This is a genomic window from Sagittula stellata E-37, assembly GCF_039724765.1.
GTDB classification, from domain to species: domain Bacteria; phylum Pseudomonadota; class Alphaproteobacteria; order Rhodobacterales; family Rhodobacteraceae; genus Sagittula; species Sagittula stellata.
In genome coordinates this window covers 3,810,503-3,832,669 of sequence record NZ_CP155729.1, presented here as the reverse complement: position 1 = coordinate 3,832,669, position 22,167 = coordinate 3,810,503, and the positions used below count along the sequence as shown (strand labels likewise).

At 67.2% G+C, this 22,167-nt stretch carries 20 protein-coding genes and 1 riboswitch; of the genes, 15 read left to right on the top strand and 5 right to left on the bottom strand.

Translation table 11 applies throughout. From position 1 onward, the window contains the following. From ABFK29_RS18285 to cobO, 3 genes are all read right to left on the bottom strand, one after another. Nucleotides 1-1,446 (bottom strand): cobyric acid synthase, encoded by a 1,446-nt coding sequence (locus ABFK29_RS18285; protein WP_005859322.1) that lies wholly within the window; start codon nucleotides 1,444-1,446, stop codon nucleotides 1-3. Next, nucleotides 1,443-1,709 carry a YrhK family protein gene (locus ABFK29_RS18280; protein ID WP_005859320.1) on the bottom strand — a complete coding sequence of 89 codons (267 nt, stop codon included), beginning with the start codon at nucleotides 1,707-1,709 and terminating at the stop codon, nucleotides 1,443-1,445. Before ABFK29_RS18280 ends, ABFK29_RS18285 begins: the two co-directional genes overlap by 4 nt. A 701-nt stretch (nucleotides 1,710-2,410) precedes the next feature. After that, nucleotides 2,411-3,022: a cob(I)yrinic acid a,c-diamide adenosyltransferase gene (cobO, locus tag ABFK29_RS18275; protein ID WP_005859318.1), complete on the bottom strand. Its 612-nt coding sequence runs from the start codon at nucleotides 3,020-3,022 to the stop codon at nucleotides 2,411-2,413. A gap of 35 nt (nucleotides 3,023-3,057) precedes the next feature. After that, a riboswitch (cobalamin riboswitch) is annotated at nucleotides 3,058-3,274 on the top strand. A gap of 101 nt (nucleotides 3,275-3,375) precedes the next feature. Here cobO and ABFK29_RS18270 point away from each other — a divergent pair. Genes ABFK29_RS18270 through cobJ form a run of 7 tightly spaced genes read left to right on the top strand, consistent with a single transcriptional unit; the run spans nucleotide 3,376 to nucleotide 11,447 of the window. Next, nucleotides 3,376-3,762, top strand: a complete 387-nt coding sequence (locus ABFK29_RS18270; RefSeq protein WP_040604613.1) for a DUF1636 family protein — start codon at nucleotides 3,376-3,378, stop codon at nucleotides 3,760-3,762. Beyond that, nucleotides 3,763-4,818: a cobalamin biosynthesis protein CobW gene (gene cobW, locus ABFK29_RS18265; RefSeq protein ID WP_005859314.1), complete on the top strand. Its 1,056-nt coding sequence runs from the start codon at nucleotides 3,763-3,765 to the stop codon at nucleotides 4,816-4,818. A gap of 45 nt (nucleotides 4,819-4,863) precedes the next feature. Continuing rightward, nucleotides 4,864-8,172 (top strand): cobaltochelatase subunit CobN, encoded by a 3,309-nt coding sequence (gene cobN, locus ABFK29_RS18260; protein ID WP_005859312.1) that lies wholly within the window; start codon nucleotides 4,864-4,866, stop codon nucleotides 8,170-8,172. Further along, nucleotides 8,169-9,338 (top strand): hypothetical protein, encoded by a 1,170-nt coding sequence (locus ABFK29_RS18255; RefSeq protein ID WP_040604574.1) that lies wholly within the window; start codon nucleotides 8,169-8,171, stop codon nucleotides 9,336-9,338. The genes cobN and ABFK29_RS18255 overlap by 4 nt, the downstream gene beginning before the upstream one ends. Beyond that, complete coding sequence (locus ABFK29_RS18250) at nucleotides 9,335-9,964, top strand: precorrin-8X methylmutase (protein ID WP_005859308.1); 630 nt, start codon at nucleotides 9,335-9,337, stop codon at nucleotides 9,962-9,964. The genes ABFK29_RS18255 and ABFK29_RS18250 overlap by 4 nt, the downstream gene beginning before the upstream one ends. After that, nucleotides 9,961-10,695 carry a precorrin-2 C(20)-methyltransferase gene (locus ABFK29_RS18245; protein WP_005859306.1) on the top strand — a complete coding sequence of 245 codons (735 nt, stop codon included), beginning with the start codon at nucleotides 9,961-9,963 and terminating at the stop codon, nucleotides 10,693-10,695. Before ABFK29_RS18250 ends, ABFK29_RS18245 begins: the two co-directional genes overlap by 4 nt. Then, nucleotides 10,692-11,447: a precorrin-3B C(17)-methyltransferase gene (cobJ, locus tag ABFK29_RS18240; protein ID WP_005859303.1), complete on the top strand. Its 756-nt coding sequence runs from the start codon at nucleotides 10,692-10,694 to the stop codon at nucleotides 11,445-11,447. Before ABFK29_RS18245 ends, cobJ begins: the two co-directional genes overlap by 4 nt. Nucleotides 11,448-11,545: 98 nt before the next feature. On the opposite strand, the gene ABFK29_RS18235 is transcribed toward cobJ, so the two are convergent. After that, entirely contained in the window at nucleotides 11,546-12,274 is a 729-nt protein-coding gene (locus tag ABFK29_RS18235; protein WP_005859302.1) for a cobalt-precorrin-6A reductase, read from the bottom strand. Here ABFK29_RS18235 and ABFK29_RS18230 point away from each other — a divergent pair. From ABFK29_RS18230 to cobF, 6 genes are all read left to right on the top strand, one after another. Continuing rightward, a complete protein-coding gene (locus ABFK29_RS18230; protein ID WP_005859300.1) occupies nucleotides 12,273-13,478 on the top strand; it encodes a bifunctional cobalt-precorrin-7 (C(5))-methyltransferase/cobalt-precorrin-6B (C(15))-methyltransferase in 1,206 nt (401 codons plus the stop codon). The two genes, ABFK29_RS18235 and ABFK29_RS18230, sit on opposite strands and share 2 nt — an antisense overlap. Nucleotides 13,479-13,734: 256 nt before the next feature. Further along, entirely contained in the window at nucleotides 13,735-14,097 is a 363-nt protein-coding gene (locus ABFK29_RS18225) for a cobalamin biosynthesis protein (protein WP_005859298.1), read from the top strand. Then, nucleotides 14,094-14,891, top strand: a complete 798-nt coding sequence (gene cobM / locus ABFK29_RS18220; protein ID WP_005859296.1) for a precorrin-4 C(11)-methyltransferase — start codon at nucleotides 14,094-14,096, stop codon at nucleotides 14,889-14,891. The genes ABFK29_RS18225 and cobM overlap by 4 nt, the downstream gene beginning before the upstream one ends. Then, nucleotides 14,888-16,201: a cobyrinate a,c-diamide synthase gene (locus ABFK29_RS18215; protein WP_005859294.1), complete on the top strand. Its 1,314-nt coding sequence runs from the start codon at nucleotides 14,888-14,890 to the stop codon at nucleotides 16,199-16,201. The genes cobM and ABFK29_RS18215 overlap by 4 nt, the downstream gene beginning before the upstream one ends. After that, nucleotides 16,198-16,917: a uroporphyrinogen-III C-methyltransferase gene (gene cobA / locus ABFK29_RS18210; protein WP_005859292.1), complete on the top strand. Its 720-nt coding sequence runs from the start codon at nucleotides 16,198-16,200 to the stop codon at nucleotides 16,915-16,917. The genes ABFK29_RS18215 and cobA overlap by 4 nt, the downstream gene beginning before the upstream one ends. A gap of 644 nt (nucleotides 16,918-17,561) precedes the next feature. Then, nucleotides 17,562-18,287 carry a precorrin-6A synthase (deacetylating) gene (gene cobF, locus ABFK29_RS18205; protein WP_005859290.1) on the top strand — a complete coding sequence of 242 codons (726 nt, stop codon included), beginning with the start codon at nucleotides 17,562-17,564 and terminating at the stop codon, nucleotides 18,285-18,287. Between the two features lie 555 nt (nucleotides 18,288-18,842). Here cobF and ABFK29_RS18200 read toward each other — a convergent pair. After that, nucleotides 18,843-19,600 (bottom strand): IS5 family transposase gene (locus tag ABFK29_RS18200; protein ID WP_085983410.1). Its coding sequence is split into 2 segments (ribosomal slippage): nucleotides 18,843-19,279 and nucleotides 19,279-19,600, totalling 759 coding nucleotides; the frame shifts between segments, so codons are not numbered across the junction. Nucleotides 19,601-19,916: 316 nt separating this feature from the next. Here ABFK29_RS18200 and ABFK29_RS18195 point away from each other — a divergent pair. Continuing rightward, nucleotides 19,917-21,212, top strand: coding sequence for an AAA family ATPase (locus tag ABFK29_RS18195; RefSeq protein ID WP_083803449.1), 1,296 nt, complete (start codon nucleotides 19,917-19,919; stop codon nucleotides 21,210-21,212). Further along, nucleotides 21,163-21,897: an RloB family protein gene (locus ABFK29_RS18190; RefSeq protein WP_083803448.1), complete on the top strand. Its 735-nt coding sequence runs from the start codon at nucleotides 21,163-21,165 to the stop codon at nucleotides 21,895-21,897. Before ABFK29_RS18195 ends, ABFK29_RS18190 begins: the two co-directional genes overlap by 50 nt. The last annotated feature ends 270 nt before the right edge of the window (nucleotides 21,898-22,167 follow it).

The following is a 22,167-nucleotide window of genomic DNA, read 5'->3' as shown; positions in this document are numbered from 1 at the left end:
CTAGCGTGCCGCCGCCAGCAGTCCCGCCACGTCGAGATGCGTTTCGAGGTGGTCCGCAAGGGCATCCAGCGTCGCGTCCACCGTCGCGTCGTAGGCTTGCGACGAGGCCACCCCGAACCGCTTCAGGAATCCGGCGCGGAAGGCGTCGTCGGTGAACATGCCATGCAGGTAGCTGCCCGTCACGCGCCCGTCCGGCGAACAGGCGCCTTCGGGGCGGCCATCGACGAAAGCGAAGGGCCGCGCGCAATCCGTGCCCGTCGTCCGCCCGATATGGATCTCGTATCCGGCGAAGGGCAGGGCGGTCGCGGCGTGTCGCGCGTCCACGCGGGTCAGGCGCTTGTCGCCGGTCATCACCGTGTCGACGTCGAGAAGGCCAAGCCCCGCCGTCTCGCCCGCCGCGCCCTCGATACCGTCGGGGTCGGCCACCCGCCGTCCCAGCATCTGGAAGCCGCCGCAGATCCCCAGCACATGGCCGCCGCGCCGGTGATGCGCGACAAGGTCGATGTCCCAGCCCTGATCGCGCAGAAAGGCAAGGTCGCCCCGCGTGCTCTTCGAGCCGGGCAGGACCACGAGATCGGCATCGCCGGGGATCGGCTCTCCGTGGCCCAGCATGGTCAGCCGGACACCCGGTTCCTGCGCCAGGGGGTCCATGTCGTCGAAATTGGCGATCCGCGACAGGCGCAGGCAGACGATGTGCAGCCCCTCCTGCCGCACGGGGGCCCGGATGTCCAGCGCATCCTCGGCAGGCAGCTTCCAGGCATGGGCGAACCACGGCGCGGTGCCGAAGCCGCGCCAGCCGGTGCGCGCCTCGATCAGCGCATAGCCGTCGTCGAAAAGCGAGGGGTCGCCACGGAACTTGTTGATCAGGAAGCCCTCGATCCGCGCGTTGTCGCCGGGTGACAGCACCGCCTGCGTGCCCACCACCTGCGCGATGACGCCGCCGCGGTCGATGTCGCCGATCAGCACGACGGGCAGGTCCACGGCCTCCGCAAAACCCATGTTCGCAATGTCGCCGGCGCGCAGGTTGACCTCTGCCGGGCTACCCGCGCCCTCGACGATCACCAGGTCATGGCGCGCCTTCAGCCGCGCGAAACTCTCGCGGACATGACCCAGCAACTGCGGCTTCAGGGCGGCGTATTCGCGCGCCTTCACCGTCGCCAGCCGCTTGCCCTGCACCACGACCTGAGATCCCACGTCGGTCTCCGGTTTCAGCAGAACAGGGTTCATGTCGGTCAGCGGCTCCAGCCCGCAGGCCCGCGCCTGCAACGCCTGCGCGCGGCCGATCTCGCCGCCGTCGACTGTCACGGCGGCGTTGTTCGACATGTTCTGCGGCTTGAACGGCGCCACCGAGAGGCCGCGCCGCAGCGCCGCCCGACATAGCCCGGCCACCAGCACCGACTTGCCCACGTTGGACCCGGTGCCCTGAAGCATCAGGGCGCGCGTCATTCCGGGTCACGATCCCCGGGCAGCGGGAGCTGCGCAAGGTGATACTCCCGGGCGAACCGCGACGCCGGCCGCGCGACGAACAGGGCGGAGCCCACGGTAAAAAGCCAGGTCGCCGGGTATTGCGTGTCTTCCCAGAAGAAGAGGATGGATCCGAAGAGAAACGCGAGCCCCGCGCAGAGGTCGATGACGGTATAGATCTTCTCGTAGAAGCCGTAGACCTCCTCGTGACGGGAGGTGGCGTCCTGCAGCCGTTTCCTGAACATCTGGCGGTGGTCCTCGCTGGTTTCGGGATAGTGACATCCACCGTTACCAGCCTTGAACGCAGGGTCAACGCGCCGAAACCATCTTGGCATGCCGAAGCGCCCGCCCGCGAACCCACGACCGGCCACTGTTCGTTCCGGCAAGAACCGCCGAAGCAAGTCCGTTGTCTCGTTGACCGCTACCGGAAATCTTCGCGCACCGGTCATGTCCCGTGGTGGCAAGCAATGAGCTAAACGTCGACCTTCCCCAGGCCAGGCGCAACGCCATCCACACGGCGCCGCTCCCAGGGACGCCCCGGCCTCACCCAATTCCGAAGACAGGCACCAGGGGCAGAGAGCGCATTGCAGAAATTCCGCTCGCCGCGCCCACTGATCCAGCCGGAACAGCCTGCCCGTTTCCCTGACGCACGTCCCCACACGTCAAACGGCGCAAACGGCCCGGACAGGATGCCTCCGGCGGAGGTATTTTTCGCCAAGATGAAGGGGCGGGTCGGACACCGCGCCTCGGGCCTTCGTCGAAGGGGGAGGCGCGGTGCCTTCACCTTGGGCGGTCATCGGGACCTCTCCCTGTACCGCCCGGCCAGCCTCTCCGATTCCGATTAAAGAAGTCTTGCCTTCATCTTGGTCCAAATACCTTGGGGGTCTGGGGGGAACCCCCAGCGGGTCGGGTCGCCGCAGGCGAGCCGAAATCCGGCGCCACAATCTCAGAACTCGACGCCCTTCTGCGCCTTCACCCCTTCACGGAACGGGTGTTTGACAAGCGTCATGTCGGTGATGAGGTCCGCCGCCTCGATCAGTTCGGGCTTGGCGTTGCGCCCGGTCAGGCAGACATGGGTCATCGGCGGTTTCTGCTCCAGCAGGAACCCCACCACGTCGTCGATGTCGAGATAGTCGTAGCGCAGCGCGATGTTGATCTCGTCGAGCAGAACGAACTGCACTTCCGGGTCGAGGATCTGCGTCTTGGCGATCTCCCAGCCGTTTTGCGCCGCCGCGATGTCGCGTTCGCGGTCCTGCGTCTCCCACGTGAACCCTTCCCCCGACACGAAGAACCGGCACTCCGCCGCGAAGCGTTCGCGCAGGAACGTGCCTTCGCCGGTGGGCCAGGCGCCCTTGATGAACTGCACCACCGCACAGGGCATGCCATGCGCGATGCAGCGCATGATCATGCCGAATCCGGAGGACGACTTGCCCTTGCCGGTCCCGGTATGGACGATAATCAGGCCCTTCTCCTCCGTCTTGGTCGCCATCATCCGGTCGCGGGCCGCCTTGATCTTCTTCATCTTTTCGGTGTGGCGGGCGTTTTCGTCTTCGCTCATGGCGCGGGCTCTCCTTGACATTGCCGGGCGTCCGGCGCATCAGCCGGAGTGCTGGTGCCTGTGTCTAGCAGGTGAAAAGGGAATGCGCAGCCCCGCGTCGGGGTCAGGCGCAGCCGCCCCCGCGACCGTGACCGGAAAGGGCCCGAAGCCACTGGCGACATCGCCGGGAAGGCCGGGTTCCGTTGGGATCGGCAGGACTGCCTGCCGCCCAGTTCCGCAAGCCGGGAGACCTGCCAGTGGCCGCGCCGTGGAAGGGGCGGAGGAACGAAACCGGACGGGGTGATCCGGGGTCGGGAGAGGGCCTGTCTTGGCCCGTGCCCCGCTCAAGGTCCCCCCAGATGCGCGAGGTCGCCATGCCGTCAGAGACCGAACTTCTGGTCTGCGTGAAGTGCCGCCGGGGGCAGGACATCCCCGCCGACGACCGCCGGCCCGGGCAGGCGCTCTACGATGCCCTTGCCGACCGGCCTTTGCCCGAGGGCCTGCGCCTGACCGCCGTCGAATGCCTGCAGAATTGCGATGCCGGTTGTACCGTCGCCCTGCGCGGCGGCGACCGCTGGACCTACGTGTTCGGGAATGTCGACGAGGCGTCGCATCCGGACATGCTGCTCGACGGCGCGGCGCGCTATCACGCGACCGGCGACGGGTTGATCCCGTGGCGCGAGCGTCCCGAACACTTCAAGCGCAACTGCGTGGCGCGTATTCCGCCCCTGACCCCGAACACCCCTGTGGAGGCCGACTGAATGACCGATCTAGCCAAACTCCCCGTCACCGTGATCACCGGCTTCCTCGGCTCCGGCAAGACGACGCTGGTGCGCCACCTGATGCAGAACCCCGGCGGCCGCCGCCTGGCCGTGGTGGTCAACGAATTCGGCGACGTGGGCGTGGACGGCGACATCCTGAAATCCTGCGCCATCCCCGACTGCCCGGCCGAGAACATCATGGAGCTCGCCAACGGCTGCATCTGCTGCACCGTGGCCGACGACTTCATCCCCACCATCGAGGCGCTGATGGCGCTCGACCCGCGCCCCGACCACATCCTGATCGAGACCTCCGGCCTCGCCCTGCCGAAGCCGCTTCTGAAAGCCTTCGACTGGCCCGACATCCGGTCGAAGATCACCGTCGACGGCGTGATCGCGCTGGCCGATGCGGAGGCCGTGGCGGCGGGCCGCTTCGCTCCCGATGTGGCGCGGGTGGACGCGCAGCGTCTGGCCGACGACAGCATCGACCACGAGACGCCGCTGAGCGAGGTCTTCGAGGACCAGATCTCCTGCGCCGACATCATCCTGCTGACCAAGCCCGACCTCGCCGGACCCGAAGGCGTGGCGAAGGCCAAGGCGATCATCGCCGCCGAGGCACCGCGCCCGCTGCCGGTGGTCGAAGTGGCCGAAGGTGTGGTCGACCCGCGCGTGATCCTCGGGCTGGAAGCCGCCGCAGAGGACGACATGGACGCGCGCCCCTCGCATCACGACGACCACGACGATCACGAGCACGACGACTTCGAATCGGTCGTTGTGGAGCTGCCGGAACAGGACAGTCCCGCCCAGCTGGTCGCCGCCATCGAGCGCCTCGCGAAGGAGCAGAACATCCTTCGGGTGAAAGGGTATGCCGCCGTCAAGGGCAAGCCTATGCGCCTTCTGGTGCAGGCGGTGGGCGCGCGGGTGCGTCATCAGTACGACCGCCCGTGGAAGCCGGACGAGGCGCGCGTCAGCCGGGTCGTGGTCATCGCGGAACATGACGACATCCAACCCGAGGCCATCGGGGCGGTCCTCGGGGCCGCGCCTGTCGCCGCAGAATGACGTAAGGTAGGGCGGGGCTGTGCGCCGCCTTTCCGGGAACCGCCGATGCACGTCATCTTCCGCGAAAGCCACGGCCTCGAAGAAAGCGAGACGCCGCAGGACCTGGGCCAGAGCCCGGCGGACCTCGTCGTGCTGTCGTTCTCCGACAGCGACCTCGGCGCCTTTGCCGAAGGCTGGCGGCGCGGCGGCGGGCCAGAGGGGCGGATGCCCACGCTCCGTCTCGCCAATCTCGCCGCCCTCAGGCATCCGCTGTCGGTCGACACCTACGTGGAACAGACGCTGGAGGGCGCGAAGGGCATCCTGATCCGCCTGATCGGCGGCGTGCCCTACTGGTCCTACGGCCTGCAGCAGGTGCTGTCGCTGGCGCAACAGAAGGGCATCGCGCTGGCCGTGTTGCCCGCCGACGGGCGCGAGGACACGCGCCTCGACGAGATGTCGACTCTGCCGGTGTCGACCCTGCGGCGGCTGGCGCATCTCTGCGACGCGGGCGGCACCGTGGCGGCGCAGGCGGCACTGGCGCAACTGGCGCTGGCGGCAGGCCTTTATGCCGGGCCTGTGCGCGGGGCCAAGGGTTTGCCGCCGCTCAGCTGCTGGACACCCGAACACGGCGTGACCTGTCCGGTGCTGACGCGGGTGTCCGGCAAGACCCCTCTGGCGCTGGTCTTCTACCGCTCCTACCTCGTCTCCGCCGACCTCGCGCCGATCCGGGCACTGTACGAGGAGTTTGCCGCGCGCGGCTTCGCCGTCACTGCCTTCTTCGTCCCGTCCCTGAAGGCGCCCGAAGCGGCAGGCTGGCTGCGCCGTCAGATCGCCGCTCTGGCCCCGGCGGCCATCGTCAACGCCACCGCTTTCTCCGGCAAGGGCGCGGACGGCACCTCGCCGCTCGATGCCGCCGACGTGCCGGTCTTCCAGTGCGTGCTGTCGACCTCCGACCGCAAGGCCTGGGCGGAAGCCGACCGGGGCGTGTCTCCCGCCGATCTGGCCATGCACGTCGTGCTGCCGGAGGTGGATGGCACCATCCTGGGCGAACCCGTCTCCTTCAAGGAAACCGGCGACCGGGACTCCGACCTGCAGTTCGCCCGCGCCGTCCACGCCGCACATGATGAAGGCATCGCCGCCCTCGCCGACCGGGTAGAGGCGCGCCTGTCGCTCGCCCGGCGCGCGCCCGGCGACCGCCGCCCGGCGCTGATCTTGTCGACCTACCCGGGCAAGGACTGGAACATCGGCCACGCCGTGGGCCTCGATGCGCTGGCCTCTGCCCGATCCATCCTCGACGACCTGCGCGACGCCGGTCACGCCGTGACGGACGCCCCCGCCGACCTGCCCGCAGAGCTTCTGGCCCGAACCGAAAGCTGGCCGCTGCGCGCCTATGAGGCCGCTCTCGCCAATTTGCCGCAAAGTCTGCAGGACGACCTCCACGCCGCATGGGGCGAGCCCGACACCGACACGCTTGTCCGCGATGGCGCCTTCCGCTTCGCCGCCATCCGCTGCGGCCGCGCGACGGTCGCGCTGCAGCCCGAACGCGGGAGGCCGGAAACCCGCGACGACGACTACCACGACCTGTCGCGCACGCCCTGCCACGGCTACGTGGCCTTCTACCTCTGGCTGCAACAGCAGGCCGACGCGCTGATCCACATCGGCGCCCACGGCACGCTGGAATGGCTACCGGGCAAATCCGTGGCGCTCTCCGCCGCCTGCTGGCCGAAGGCGCTGACCGGCACCCTGCCGGTGATCTACCCCTTCATCGTCAACGACCCCGGGGAAGCCGCGCAGGCCAAGCGCCGCCTGGGCGCGCTGACCCTTGGCCACACGCCCCCGCCGCTGCGCGAAAGTGGAACCCCCGACCGGCTCGCCCGGCTCGAGGCACTGCTGGACGAATTCTCCAACGCCGACGGGCTCGACCCGCGCCGCCGGGACCGGCTTCAGGCCGACATCCGCGACGAGGCGCAGGCGCTGGGGGTGGAGGACGACCTCGGCCTCGACCGCGCCGCCTCCATCGCCGAGGCGATCACCCGCATCGACCGTTTCGTCTGCGACGTGAAGGAAAGCCAGTTCGGCGAGGGCCTGCACGTTTGGGGCCGCGACGACCTTTCGGCGCAGGCCTCCCGCGATCCAACCGGATCGCCCGAGGCCGAACGCCGCGCCATCCCTGCGGCCCTCGACGGGCGCCGGATCGCACCCGGTCCGTCGGGGTCGCCCTACCGCGGCCGCCGCGACGTGTTGCCCACGGGACGAAACCTCTTCACCACCGACCCGCGCTCCGTCCCGACCCGCGCCGCATACGCGCAGGGCGTGAAACTGGCGGAGGAGCTGGTGCGCCGCCATCTGCAGGACGAAGGCGACTGGCCGCGCGGCCTGATCGTCGACCTCTGGGGCTCTGCCACCATGCGCACGGCGGGCGAGGAATTCGCCATGGCGCTGCACCTGCTCGGCGTGAAACCGGTCTGGGACAAGGGCTCCGAACGCGTCTCCGGGATCGAGGTGCTGCCCATAGCCGAACTCGACCGCCCGCGCATCGACGTCACCCTGCGTGTCTCCGGCCTCTTTCGCGACGTCTTCCCGAGCCTCTCCGCGCTCTTTTCGCAGGCCGTCCGTGCGCTGGCGCAACGCGACGAGGCGCCGGACTGGAACCCCTTCGGCGGGCGCGCCGATCTCGCCCGCGTCTACGGCCCGGCGCCGGGCAGCTTCGGCCTGAACATGGGTGACACGCTCGACGACTACAGCGACGCGGGCCGCCGCGCGGCGGGCGAGGCCTGGCTTGCCGCCTCCGCCTTCGCGCTCGATGGCGACAGCGCCACCCGCGATGCCCGGGGCATCGCCGCCAGGGTCGCCGCCGCCGACAGCTTCGTGCACCTGCACGATCTGCCGGAAACTGACCTGCTCCTCGCCATGGACTTCGTCGGGCACGAAGGCGGCTTTGCCGCCGCCCAGCAGGTCACCGGAGGCAATGCCGCGCTCTGGCACCTCGACAACACCGACCCGGCCCGCCCGCGCGCCCGCAGCCTGCCCGAAGAGATCGCCCGCATCGTGCGCGCCCGCGCCGCCAACCCGGCCTGGATCCGGGGCATGAGGCCCCACGGCTTCCGTGGCGCGGCGGAAATCGCCGCCACGCTCGACCACATGGCCGCCTTCGCACATCTCGCCCGGGCGGTTCCCGACCATCTCTTCGATCTCTACCACGAGGCCACGCTGGGCGATCCGGAGACCGACACTTTCCTGCGCGAGGCCAACCCCAGGGCCCATGCGGCAATGCAGGCCCGCTTCGCGGAGCTGCACCGGGCGGGCCTCTGGAGCAGCCGCCGCAACTCCATCCTCGCCGATATGGCGACCCGTATCGAAGGGGCCGCCGAATGACCGGCAACTCTCCCCAGGTGCGCGGCTGGTGCCCCGGGGCGCTCCGCCCCATGGCCTCCGGCGACGGTCTGGTGGTGCGTGTCCGGCCCCACTTCGCCCGTCTCACGGCGGCGCAGGGGCTGGCGCTCTGCGCGCTGGCGACGCGCCACGGCGACAGCGGGCTGGAAATGACCAACCGCGCGAACCTGCAAATCTACGGCGTGAGCGCAGACGACCACCCGGCGCTCCTCGACGGGCTGCGTGGGCAGGGCCTGCTCGACGCGGACGCGGAAACCGAACGCCGCCGCAACGTGCTGGTCGCCCCGGCTCATGCCGGGGGCGATCTGACCCACCGCCTGACACAGGCGCTCTACGATGCACTGGACCGCCTGCCGGACCTGCCGGCGAAGGTCGGCTTCGCCGTTGACACCGGCCCGGCGCCGGTGCTGACGAACGACCCCGCTGACTTCCGCCTCGAGATGTCCGCCAATGGCCTGATCCTGCGCACCGACGGCGCCGACAGGGGGCTGCCTGTCACAGAGTGCGACGCCATCCCCAAACTCATCGCCCTGGCCACCCTCTTTGCCGAAACCCGGACACCGGACCAGCGGCGCGCCCGGGCCTGGGCCGCCGCGGGCGGTCTGCCGGACAGCTGGCAGACCACGCGCCCCCTGCCTTCATCTTGGCCGAAATACCTCGGGGGTCCGGGGGCAGAGCCCCCGGCGGGTCGGCCCGGCGTCAGCCGGGACGAAACGGCAGGCTACGCCGCCCCCTTTGGCCGGATCGGGGCCGCCGGCCTCGCCGACCTCCTCGCGCGCAGCGGGGCGACCGTGCTCACCGTCACCCCCTGGCGTGTCTTCCTGCTGCACGGCGGCACGCCCGTCGACCATCCGGATTTCATCACCGACCCGGACGATCCGCTGCTGACCGTCTCCGCCTGCCGGGGCGCGCCCTTCTGCCCGCAGGCCACGGTCGAGACCCGAGGCCTCGCCCGCCGCCTCGCGCCGCATGTGCGCGACCTGCACGTCTCGGGCTGCGCCAAGGGCTGCGCCCGCGCGGGGCCTGCCGCCGTCACCGTCACGGGACGGGACGGGGCCTATGACCTCGGTCAGGGTTGCGCAGGCGAAACCCCCCGGCTATCCGGCCTCACCGCCGATGCCATCATCCAGGACCTCACCCGCCCATGACCTACCAGTATGAAACCGACGGGGCCGCCATCTACCGTCAGTCCTTCGCCACCATCCGGGCCGAGGCCGATCTTGCCGCCTTCGCTCCCGACGAAGAACAGATCGCCGTCCGCATGATCCACGCGGCGGGCATGGTGGGGCTGGAGCGTCACATCCGTTTCTCGCCCGGTTTCGCACCGGCTGCCCGCACCGCGCTGGAAAACGGCGCGCCGATCCTCTGCGACGCGCGCATGGTCTCCGAGGGCATCACCCGCAAGCGCCTGCCCGCCGACAACGCCATCGTCTGCACCCTGCAAGACCCGGGCGTGCCCGCGCTCGCGGCCAGCATGTCCAACACCCGCTCGGCGGCGGCGCTGGAACTCTGGCGCCCGCACCTGGGCGGCGCGCTGGTGGCCATCGGCAACGCGCCCACCGCGCTCTTCCACCTCCTCAACATGCTCGAAGACCCGGACTGTCCGCGCCCCGCCGCGATCGTCGGCTGCCCCGTGGGGTTCGTCGGCGCGGTGGAATCGAAGGACGCGCTCTGGGCCGACCAGCCGGTGCCCTGCTGCATCGTCGAGGGCCGCCTCGGCGGCAGCGCGATCACGGTCGCCGCCGTCAACGCCATCGCGAGCCGCGCCGAATGACCGCGCGGCACGGCACCCTTTTCGGCGTGGGCCTCGGCCCCGGCGCCGCGGACCTGATGACGGTGCGCGCCGACCGGCTGATCGCCAACGCCCGCCACGTCGCCTACTTCCGCAAGGCCGGGCGCACTGGTCATGCGCTCACCATCGCCGCGCCGCTCCTGGCGAAGGACGCGATCCACTTCCCGATGGAATACCCGGTCACCACCGAGATCCCGCTACAGGACCCGCGCTACAACGAAGTCCTGTCCGAGTTCTACGCACAGGTGACCATGCACCTGCGCCAGCTCCTCCTCTCCGGCGAGGACGTTGTGGTGCTCTGCGAGGGCGACCCGTTCTTCTACGGCTCCTTCATGCACCTCTACGAACGCCTGAAGGACACCGTCCGGGTCGAGGTCGTGCCCGCCGTCACCGGCATGTCCGCCGCCTGGACGGCCTCCGGCGCGCCGATCACCTGGGGCGACGACGTGCTGACCGTGCTGATGGGCACGCTGCCGTCCGAAACCCTGATCCAGCGCATGACCGACGCCGACGCCATCGTCGTGATGAAGATCGGTCGCAACATCGGCAAGATCCGCCATGCCCTGCGCGAGGCGGGCAAGTACGACCGCGCGTGGCTGGTGGAATACGCCGCCCAGGAGGGCCAGACCGTCCAGCGCCTGGCGGAGGCGGAGGACCGCGTCACGCCGTATTTCTCCATCGTCCTCGTGCACGGGCAGGGGCGCCGCCCATGACCGCCCGCTCGGGATGGGTGAAGATCGTGGGCCTCGGCCCCGGTGCCGACAGCCTCGTGACGCTGGAGGCGCAGGCCGTTCTGGCGGAGGCCACCGATGTCGTAGGCTACATCCCCTATGTCGCCCGCGTCGCCGACCGGCCCGGCCTGACGAAACACGCCTCCGACAACCGGGTGGAGATCGCTCGCTCGCAGCACGCCCTCTCCATGGCCGCCGAAGGCAAGCGCGTCGCCGTCGTCTCTTCGGGCGATCCCGGCGTCTTCGCCATGGCCTCCGCCGTGTTCGAGGCGCTCGAAGCCGGGCCCGACGCGTGGAAAGACCTGCACATCGAGGTCATCCCCGGCATCACCGCCAGCCTCGCCGCCGCCGCCCGCGCGGGCGCACCGCTGGGGCATGACTTCTGCACCATCAACCTCTCGGACAACCTCAAACCCTGGTCGCTGATCGAGAAGCGCCTGCGCCTCGCGGTGGAGGCCGACTTTGCCATGGCCTTCTACAACCCGCGCTCCAAATCCCGGCCCGAGGGCTTTGCCCGTGTGCTCGACCTCCTGCGCGAGACCTGCGAACCCGACCGCCTGATGATCTTCGCCCGCGCCGTATCGGCCCCGGACGAGACACTGAGCGTGGTCCCGCTCTCCGACGCCACGCCCGAAATGGCCGACATGCGCACCATGGTCATCGTCGGCTCTTCGCTGACCCGCCGGATCGCGGGCACATCGCACGTCTACACCCCAAGGTTTGTCGCGGAATGACTCTTGGCGCCGATCACCCACCGCATGTCCTGTGCGGTTCTGCCAAAGGGCAGGGCGGGGCGGTCGGCCTCAAGGCCCAGCGGGAATCGGTGCTCCGCTCAGCCCAGCCAGTCCAGCACACCCTGCACGTCATGCGCCTCGCGCCGGTCGGGCAGGGCAGGGCGGTCGATCATCACAACCTCCAGCCCCAGCGCCCGCGCTGCGTCGATCTTGGCCCGCGCGCCCGTGCCGCCCGCGTTCTTCGACACCACCAGACCGATGCCGTTGTCCCGCATCAGCGCAAGATCGTCCTCCAGCGTGAACGGTCCCCGGTCCATCACCGCGTGGCTGTCGGGGAAGGGCAGCGCCTCTTTCGGCGGATCGACAAGGCGCAGAAGGTAGAAGTGCTGCGGGTTCGGCGCGAACTCCGCCAGATGCATCCGGCCCACCGCCAGCATGACGCGGGTTGCGGGACGGTCGAGCGCGGCCACCGCGCCCGCGATGTCCGGCACCCGGGTCCATCGGTCGTCCGCCTGCGGCTGCCACGGCGCGCGGGTCAGGGCGATCAGTGGCGTGCCGGTCGTCTCGCAGGCGGCCACCGCGTTGGCGCTCATCTGCGCGGCGAAGGGATGGGTCGCGTCGATCACATGCGTCACGCCTTCGTCGCGGATGTGGCGCGCCAGCCCCTCGACGCCGCCGAAGCCGCCGACGCGCTGCGGCAGCGGCTGGCGCACCGGGCGCTCCACCCGTCCCGCGAAGGAGATCGTGCCGTGAATGCCCTCGTCCGCAAGACGGCGGCAAAGCGCGGTGGCTTCCGTCGTGCCGCCAAGGATGAGAAGGTTGGGCATGTCTGAGATCCAGTCCGATCCTTGGTTGACCATCGTCGGTGTGGGCGAGGACGCCGGTCTGACGCCCGCGGCCCTTGCCGCCATTTCAAGGGCAGAGGTCGTCATGGGCCCGCCCCGGCATCTCGCGCTGCTGGCGGAGGTTCTTGCCGAGACCCGCGCCGAGATCAAGCCCTGGCCGGTGCCCTTCGCCGATGGCGTCATCAAACTGATGGCGCTGGAGGGGCGGCGCGTCGTGGCGCTGGCCTCCGGCGATCCGTTCTGGTTCGGTGCGGGATCGGTGCTGGCCGACAGGCTTCCGCAGGGCGCGTGGCGGGCGATCCCCGGCGTTTCCGTCTTCTCGCTGGCCGCGTCGCGGCTGGGCTGGCGGCTGGAAGGGACGATATGCCTTGGCCTGCACGCCGCTCCCCTGACGCGGCTGGCCCTGCACCTCGCCCCGGGCCGCCGCCTGATCGTGACGCTGCGCGACGGCGCGGCGGTGGGCGATCTCGCCGAATACCTGCGCGCGGCGGACTTCGGCGCGACGGTCATGCACGTGATGGAGGCGCTCGGCGGCCCGCGCGAACGGTTGCGCAGCGTGACCGCCGAAACCTGCGCGCTGGACGATGTGGACCACCCGGTCTGCGTGGCGCTGGAACCGCTGGGCGAAGCGCTGCCGCTGGCCACCGGGCGACCCGACACCACCTTCGACAACGACGGCCAGATCACCAAGCGGCCCGTCCGTGCGCTGACGCTTTCGGCGCTGGCACCGCGCCCGGGCGAACACCTCTGGGACATCGGCGGCGGATCCGGCTCCATCGGGATCGAATGGCTGATGTGCGACCCGCTGATGCGCGCCACGGCGGTCGAGGCCGATCCCGCCCGCGCCGCACGTATCCGCAGCAACGCCGCCGCCCTCGGCATGGACCGGCTGCAGGTGGTTGAAGGGCGCGCACCCGACGCGCTCGATGGCTTGCCCGCGCCGGATGCGGTCTTTGTCGGTGGCGGCTTGTCTCAGGCGCTGCTCGACCGTCTCGACACGCTGGCCCCCGGCGCCCGTCTCGTGACCAACGCCGTGACGCTTGAGTCCGAGGCGCTCTTGGCCCGCGCCCATGCCGAGCGGGGCGGGTCCCTTCTGCGCATCGAGCTGTCCGACGCGGTGCCGCTCGGGACCCGGCGCGGCTGGAAGTCCGGCTACCCCATCGTGCAATGGAGCGTGACGCTATGACCGCCGTCTCTCCGCCAGAACTGCCCGCGCCCTTGGTTCTGCACGGCTGCCCTGTGGCTGCGCAAACGCTTGGCCCCACAGCCGCCTGTGCTGTCGCTTTGCACCGGGCGGATCGGACCCGTCATCCGGCAAAGCGCGTTGCCCGCGTGTCCGCCCGTCCTGCGGGGGCCAAGGTGAAGACGCACCTCTTGTGTGCAGCCCCCTCGCGCAAGACAGCCAGACACGCAAAGCAAGCAATACAAGCAAGGACCACGCCATGATCGTCGCCGGATTCGGATACCGCAGCGGAGCGACGCTCGACAGCCTGCGCGACGCCTACCGCCGCGCGCGGCTGGGGCAGGAGGCCGACGTGCTCGCCACCGTCGAGGACAAGCTGTCTTTGCTCCACGACCTGGGCGCCGACATCCGCCGTCCGGCGGTCGGCATTTCCTCGAAGTTCATGCAGGTGCAGGAGACCGAAACCGTGTCGGAGGTCGTGCTCGCGGCCCGGGGCGTGGGATCGGTGGCCGAGGCCGCCGCGCTGGCCGCCGCCGGGCCCGGCGCGCAGCTCCTCTCGACCCGCGTGGTGTCGGAAGACGGCCGCGCCACCTGCGCCTTCGCCATCGGAGAAGACGAATGACGGTACACTTCATCGGCGCAGGCCCCGGCGCTCCCGACCTCCTGACCCTGCGCGGCCGCGATCTGATCGCGTCCTGCCCCGTCTGCCTCTACGCCGGGTCGCTGGTCCCCGAGGCGATCCTCGGCCACTGCCCCAAAGGCGCCCGGATCGTGAACACCGCGCCCATGGACCTCGACCGCATCATGGCCGAGATCGCCACCGCCCATGCCGAGGGTCACGACATCGCGCGCCTGCACTCCGGCGACCTCTCCGTCTGGTCGGCCATGGGCGAACAGCTCCGCCGCCTGCGCGAGATGGGCATCCCCTACACCGTCACTCCCGGCGTGCCGTCCTTTGCCGCCGCCGCCGCCGCGCTCGGCACCGAACTGACCCTGCCGGGGCTCGCCCAGTCCGTCGTCCTGACCCGCACACCGGGGCGCGCCTCCTCCATGCCCGAGGGCGAGACGCTCACCAACTTCGCCCGCACCGGCGCCACGCTGGCCATCCACCTCTCGATCCAGAACCTCGACACCGTGACCGCCGACCTGATCCCCGCCTACGGGGCCGACTGCCCCGTCGCCGTCGTCTTCCGGGCAAGCTGGCCCGACCAGCGGATCATCCGCGGCACGCTCGCCGACATCGCCAGCCGCATGGACGGCGACATCACCCGCACAGCGCTGATCCTCGCAGGGCCGGCGCTGGCCGCCGAAGGCTTCGATGATAGCTGCCTCTACGCCGTCGACTACGACCGCCGCTACCGCCCGCAAAGCGCCGACAGCCAATGGGCCGGATGGCGCCCGGAGGACGAGGCATGAAGGGCGTCCTCGTCTCCGCGCCGTCCTCGGGCACCGGCAAGACCACCGTCATGCTGGGCCTCCTCAGGGCGCTGGCCGACGACGGCGTGAAGGTCCAGCCGTTCAAGTCCGGCCCCGACTACATCGACCCGGCCTTTCACCGCGCGGCCTGCGGGCGCGACTCGTTCAACCTCGACACCTGGGCGATGGACGGCGCGCTGCTGGACGCGCTCGCCAGCGAGGCGGCAGAGGCCGACTTCTGCGTCGCCGAAGGCTCCATGGGACTTTACGACGGCGTCGCGACCGAAGGGCAGTCGGGCTTCGGCTCCTCCGCCGAAACCGCGCGGCGCTTCGGCTGGCCGGTGGTGCTGGTGCTCGACGTGGGCGGGCAGGCGCAGTCGGCGGCGGCGACCGCGCTGGGGTTTTCCACCTACATGCCGGATCTGCCCTTCGCGGGCGTGATCCTGAACCGCGTGGCCTCGCCGCGTCACGAACGCCTCACCCGGCTGGGAATGGAGCGCGCGGGCCTGAACGTGCTGGGCGTGCTGCCCCGGCGCGGCGACCTGACCCTGCCGGAGCGCCACCTCGGGCTGGTGCAGGCGGTCGAGCATCCCGACCTCGACGCCGCCATCGCGGGCTATGCCGATTTCCTGCGCGCCCATGTCGACCTCGACGCGATCCTTGCGGCAGGGCGGCGTGAACCCCGCCCTACGGGACCGATGCGCCTGCCGCCGCCGCCCGCGCAACGCATCGCGCTTGCGCAGGACGCCGCGTTTTCCTTCACCTATCCGCACATCCTGAAGGGCTGGCGCGAGGCCGGGGCCGAGATCCTGCCGTTCTCTCCCCTCGCGGACGAAGCCCCCGCACAGGACGCCGATCTCGTCTGGCTGCCCGGCGGCTACCCCGAACTGCACGCGGGCCGTCTGGCGGCTGCCGACCGCTTCGGAACGGCGCTGCGCCGCCACGCCGAAACCCGCCCCGTGCACGGCGAGTGCGGGGGCTACATGGCGCTTGGCGAGGCGCTGACCGACAAGGACGGCACCACGCACCGGATGGCCGGGCTGCTGGGGCTCGTCACCTCCTACGAGAAGCGCAAGTTCCACCTCGGCTACCGCCGCGCCGTATTGCAGGCGGGGATGCCCGGTTTCACCCCCGGCATGGCGCTGCGCGGCCACGAATTCCACTATTCCACCATCCTCGAACAGCCCGACGCGCCGCTGGCGCAGGTCTTCGACGCGGATGGCAACCCGGTGGTCGAAACCGGCTCTGTCAGGGGCCACGTGTCGGGGACGTTCTTCCATCTCATCACCGGCGAAGGGGGCATGGCATGACCGGCTTTGTCAGTTTCGTGGGGTCCGGTCCCGGCGATCCGGAGCTTCTGACCCTGAAGGCCGTGGATCGCCTGAAACGGGCCGACGCGGTACTGTTCGACGACCTCTCCTCTGGCCCGATCCTCGGGCACGCACGGCAGGGCGCGGACCTCGTGGGTGTGGGCAAGCGCGCCGGGCGGCCCTCGCCGAAACAGGACCACGTGTCGCGCCTGCTGGTGGACTACGCGCTGACCGGCCAGCGCATCGTGCGGCTGAAGTCCGGCGACAGCGGCATCTTCGGGCGGCTGGAAGAAGAGCTGACGGCGCTCAAGGCTGCGGGCATCCCCTACGAGATCATTCCCGGTGTCCCCTCCGCCGTGGCGGCAGCGGCTGCGGCGGGCATCCCGCTGACCCGCCGCCTGACCGCGCGGCGGGTGCAGTTCGTCACCGGCCACGACGTTTCGGGTGCGCTGCCCGAGGACCTGAACCTCGACGCGCTGGCAGATCCGATGGCCTCCACGGTGATCTTCATGGGCAAGGGCACCTTCCCGCGCCTCTTCGCCATGCTCGAAGCGCGCGGCCTGCCGGCCTCCACGCCCGCGATCCTCGCCGAAGAGGTCAGCGGTCCGGGCCAGACCATCACCCGCACGACCGTGGGCGCCCTGGCCGAGCAACTGGCCGCCGAGAAGGGCACCAAGGCCGCCCTTATCCTCTACGGCTCCCTTGCGGAGGTGTGAGAGGTGATCGGGCCGGGGCGCTTCGGGGCGCGTGACTGCACCGGACTGCGGGATATGTCCACCGTATCGCGCATGCCGTGCGGCGGGACCGGTGGTCCCATGGGCCGCCGGCGCGCGGACCGACACGTCCCCTCGCCCGCACGATCCGGGGTCTTTCGGCGCGACGCACCAAGCCCGTTGCCGAAATGCGGGAGACCGACCGCTGCCCCGTGCGGACGGCGTGCCATCCTCCCTCCACCAGCGGACCAAGGCCCGGCAGATGCCTTGCGTCGGTCTTTCAGGACCATCCGAGGGCGCCGACCGATGGGTTTCCATTCGACCGCCGCCCCGTGTGGACGGCGTGCCATCCTCCCTCCGCCAGCGGACCACGGCCCGGCAGACGCCTTGCGCCGGTCTTCAAGAACCTCCCGAGGGCGCGGACCGATGATGCTCCATCCGACCGGCCCTGACGGCGCAACCGCCTCCTTCTCCGTGTCAGATCGCGAACGGGCGGGCGTGACGATCCATGGCGTTTTGCGAGAGGTCCGCCCGATGAACGACCATCCGACCTTCGTGCCGGCTGCGACAGGCCCTTTCTGCCCGACCGAGGGCAGGCAGGCGACATGCGCCGCCTTTGCCCGTCTCCTCTCTGAAAGGACCTGCCGATGATCGAACGTGTGGTCCTTGTGGGCATCGGGACGGGCAGTCTGGGACACATGACGCTGGACGGGCAGGCGGCGCTGCGGTCGGCGGACGTGATCCTCGTGCCCCGCAAGGCCGAGAAGGACGACCTCGCCGAGATCCGCCTGAAGCTGCTGGAGCGGGCCGGGGTCTCTGCCCGCGTGGCCTTCTTCGACTATCCCGTCCGGGACGAAGCCCTGCCATACCTTGAACGGGTCGAACGCTGGCATGACGAAATCGCAACCCGCTGGACCGCCGCCGCCGGAGACGCCGCCGAAATAGCCCTGCTGGTCTGGGGCGACCCCTCCTTCTACGACAGCACGATGCGAATCGCCGCCCGGCTGGTGCCGGTTGGAGCAGTGCGGGTGATCCCCGGGATCACGGCGGTGCAGGCCCTGACAGCCGCGCATGGGGTGCCGCTGAACACGGTGAACGGACGGATTCTCGTGACCACGGGCCGTCGACTGCGGGACGGCGGCTGGCCCGAGGGGGCGGAGAGCGTGGTGGTGGTGCTGGACGGGGAGTGCTCGTTCAGTAGGCTGACGGGACAGGGCCTGCGGATCTGGTGGGGGGCGTTCCTGGGGATGCCCGAGGAGATCCTGCTGAGCGGGCCGCTGGACGAGGTTTCGCCGCGGATCGTGGAGGCGCGGGAGGCGGCGCGGGCCCGGCATGGGTGGGTGATGGACACCTACCTGATGCGGAAATCCTGAGGTCTGGGGCCCCGTCCGAAGGAAGTTCAGGTTTCGCGGCGAAACCTTGTTCATTAACAATGGGTTAATTCTTTTCGTGAGTCCCGGGTTCATGGGCCTTTCCCGATGCCCTCCCGACGCCGAACCGCCCGCTTGCCCACGAGACGCGCCAAGGCTCCGACACGCTCGAACGAATTCCCGATCCTGCTTCGACCCGCGCCGCGGATGGCGGAGGAGATCGTCCGGCCTTTGGGACAGATATGTCGGCAGTGCGCAGAGAGCGGACGACCTGCTAGATGTGCCGACACTCCCATGTCGTCAGTCGCTTCCGGCCCAAAGCCGACCTTGGCCTACAGCGCGGAAGCCGCATCGCAGCGTCACCGAAGCGGACATCGTAGGATACAAGATACGCCAACAATCATGACACCGGACAAAACTGTCTCTGAACTTGGGGAGAAAGTTGCACCATCCGTTGTTTGTTCGTCGATCAACACCACGGTGGTTGTCCGCGCAAGATCTGAAACGACAAGAATGAGACTGGCAGATCGCTGAGCTAGGGTCAGGACTCGTTCTCTCTCAAAGCCAGAAGATCACGGTCGCAGCGAGTGCGATCGCTGAGAAGAAGGTCTTTGGGCATCGGTCATAACGGGTCGCCACCCGTCTCCAATCCTTGAGCCTGCCGAACATGATCTCGATCCGGTTGCGACGCTTGTACCTGCGCTTGTCGTACGGGACGGGCGTCTTCCGTTTCGTCCGGCCCGGGATGCAAGGGCGTATCTTCTTGTCTTGCAAGGCTTCTCTGAACCAGTCGGCATCGTAGCCGCGATCTCCGAGCAGCCATTTCACGTCTGGCAGCCCGCCGACCAGCGCACGCGCCCCGATGTAGTCGCTGACGGGGCCGGCAGTCAGGAACAGGTCGATGGGCCGGCCATGGCTGTCGCAGACGGCGTGCAACTTCGTGTTCATGCCTCCCTTCGTCCGGCCAATCAGCCGTCCACGCCCCCCTTTTTCACGCCCAGGCTGGACGCCGTGCGATGGGCCTTCAGATGAGTTGCGTCGATCATCACGGTCGTCTCCTCACCATGCTCGCCCGCCAGCCCGGCCATGATCCGGGCGAAGACGCCTCTATCGCTCCACCGCTTCCAGCGGTTGTAGAGTGTCTTGTGCGGGCCGTATTCCCTTGGCGCATCTCGCCACCGCAATCCATTGCGATTGATAAAGATAATACCGCTCAGAACGCGCCGGTCATCAACCCGGGGCTTGCCGTGCGACTTGGGGAAGTAATGCTCCAGACGCGCCATCTGCGCATCGCTCAACCAGTAGAGATCAGACATGTTCACCGCTCGTTTTCGAACGGTGAATCACGCTCGCTCAACCAAATCAATGGGTCCTGAACCTAGGCATAGACGCCAAAGGAATTAGCGTCGGACAACTCTTTGAATTGTGACAGTTTTAGGGCGTCAGCGGTGCGAACCGGTGTGCCTTGGTCTCTTTAGAGCAACAGATTATGGACATCCGGCAGGAAAGCGCGTGCATACGCCATGTCTTCAGATCAGGGCTTGCAGTTCACTGAAATTTAACGCAAAACTTGGAAAACTGCGAAAAATGCAGAAAATCCGCAAAATGCGCAGTTTAAATGGAGCATGAGCCATGTTGATTGAATTTTCGGTATCCAACTTCAGGTCTATCTCTGAATCTGTGACGTTCTCCGCAGTTGCTAGCGCTGCTGCGACCAAACAGCCGGGTATCACATTCGAGACAGGGAATTCTCTGGCTCCAGATGTTCTGACAAGCGCCGTGGTTTTTGGCGCAAACGCATCTGGGAAGAGTTCACTATTCAACGCAGTCGATTTCTTTACTGAGTTTGTTTGCAACTCGGCTAGAAAGGGTACTCAGGGTGAAGAGATTTCCATTCCTCAGAACAGGGTCTCTCCTGAATGTAAAGGGGAACCAACCACAATGGAGATGGTGTTTTCCCACGATGATGAAGTGTTTCAATATGGTTTCTCGCTGAACACCGAAAGGGTGATCGACGAATGGCTTTTTGCCCGGACATCTAAGCATGGCAGCAAAACACGGACCATCTTCACTCGAGAGTACGATGAAGAGACAAAAATTTACGAGTGGATGCTCAACGAAGGACAGTTGCCTGGTGAACGCGAAAGCTGGAAGGTGTCCACGCGCGACAATGCACTTTTCTTGTCTACGGCGGTCCAACTGAATTCCAAAACTCTGGAAAAACCATACTCTTGGCTCCGCAGTGGAATTCACGTCATCAAGTCGAACCATAGAATTGCGAAAAGTTTTACTGCCCAGTTGCTTCAGGACGATGAATATCGCCACAGAGTGGTCGAGTTTGTCGAGGCTCTTGACCTCCCGATAGGGGGATTTCGAGTGGAGGAGAAACAGGCAGAGGTACCAGATGAAGCCAAAGAGTTCTTTTCCGAGAAAATGCTCACCGAGCTGACTAAGTCAGTTGTCAACGAGAAGGTCTATCGAGTTTTTTCTAAGCACCAAAACTCCAAAGGGGAAACAATCGAACTTTCTTTGGAAGAAGAAAGCGATGGGACACAAGCGATGTTCGGCATGGCAGGTCCAATCATTGATGTGCTTGAAAATGGAGAGACTCTGCTGATCGATGAGCTAAGCAATAGTCTGCATCCTTTGGCCCTTAAAGGGTTGGTAAGCATCTTTCACGACAAAAGGCAAAATCCAAAGGGCGCGCAGCTCATCTTTACGAGTCATGAGACGTCGATCATTTCAAAGAGCTTCATGCACAAGGATCAGGTTTGGTTCATCCATCGACCAGATGGGCAACACACCGAACTAACCCCCTTGTCTGATTTCAAAATCAGAGATGTTGAAGCATTTCAACGGGCCTACCTAGGAGGTAAGTTTGGGGCAGTTCCCAACGTCCGGAGGATGCAACATTCCGGCGCGCAGTGATAAGCTCTTCCAAAGACGCAAGACTGCAAAGAAACTAAGCCGACGGGCCGCGACCATCGCTCCAAGGAGACGAGTTCTGATTGTTACAGAGGGCGAGGTCACAGAGGTTCAGTATTTTGAGAGTGTAAAGAACATTCTTGGATTGGTGAACGTCGACTTGGATATTTGCGGTAAGGAATGCGATTCCTCGCCTACAGCAGTTGTGCGCTACGCAATCGCTCGGGCGGAAGCAGAAGGGCTGCATAGCAACGGTGGTTACAATGATGTCTATTGTGTGATTGACCGAGATACCCACCAAGATTTTTACAAGGCCCTCAGCGAAATCGCGGCTGCTAACAAACCTCGGTCATCGTTCAAAGGCGAGCGAATTTTTCAAATCGTATCCTACCCCTGTTTCGAGTACTGGCTACTACTACACTTTGAATTTAGCCGCTCGCCTTTTTCGGCATCTGGCAACAAAAGTGCTGCCGAAATGCTCGCTGCGGAACTGAAGAAGCATCCACCATTTGAAGCCTTTGACAAGTCCTTAACCAAGGAAATGCTCGCCAAACTTCAGGCTGTTCAGGAAACAGCAGTTGCCAACGCATCGAAGGCTCTGAACGATGCAAACGATACAGGTGAAATGAACCCATCAACGACGGTCCACGAGTTGATAAAAGCGTTGGAAAAGCTGGGTAAAAAGTAGCGCTGTATTCAGTAACATGGGGCAGCTTTGATCGTAATGCGAAGGACGTCCTACTGGTGATCATCGAATAGCTGTTCCTGCTGGCGGGATGTCTTGGGGCAAAGCAACTTCCACTTGAATGTCCGCTTTGAACTTTCTGATGGATGCTTTCGCGGTTGCAGAGAATTCACACTTCCCGCCCTTTTATGTTAGTACTTGGCACCGTGCGACGTCTTGCACGACTGTGGCGTATGGGCTGACACCTGCCGCTTTCACGCGCGGCGGACCGCA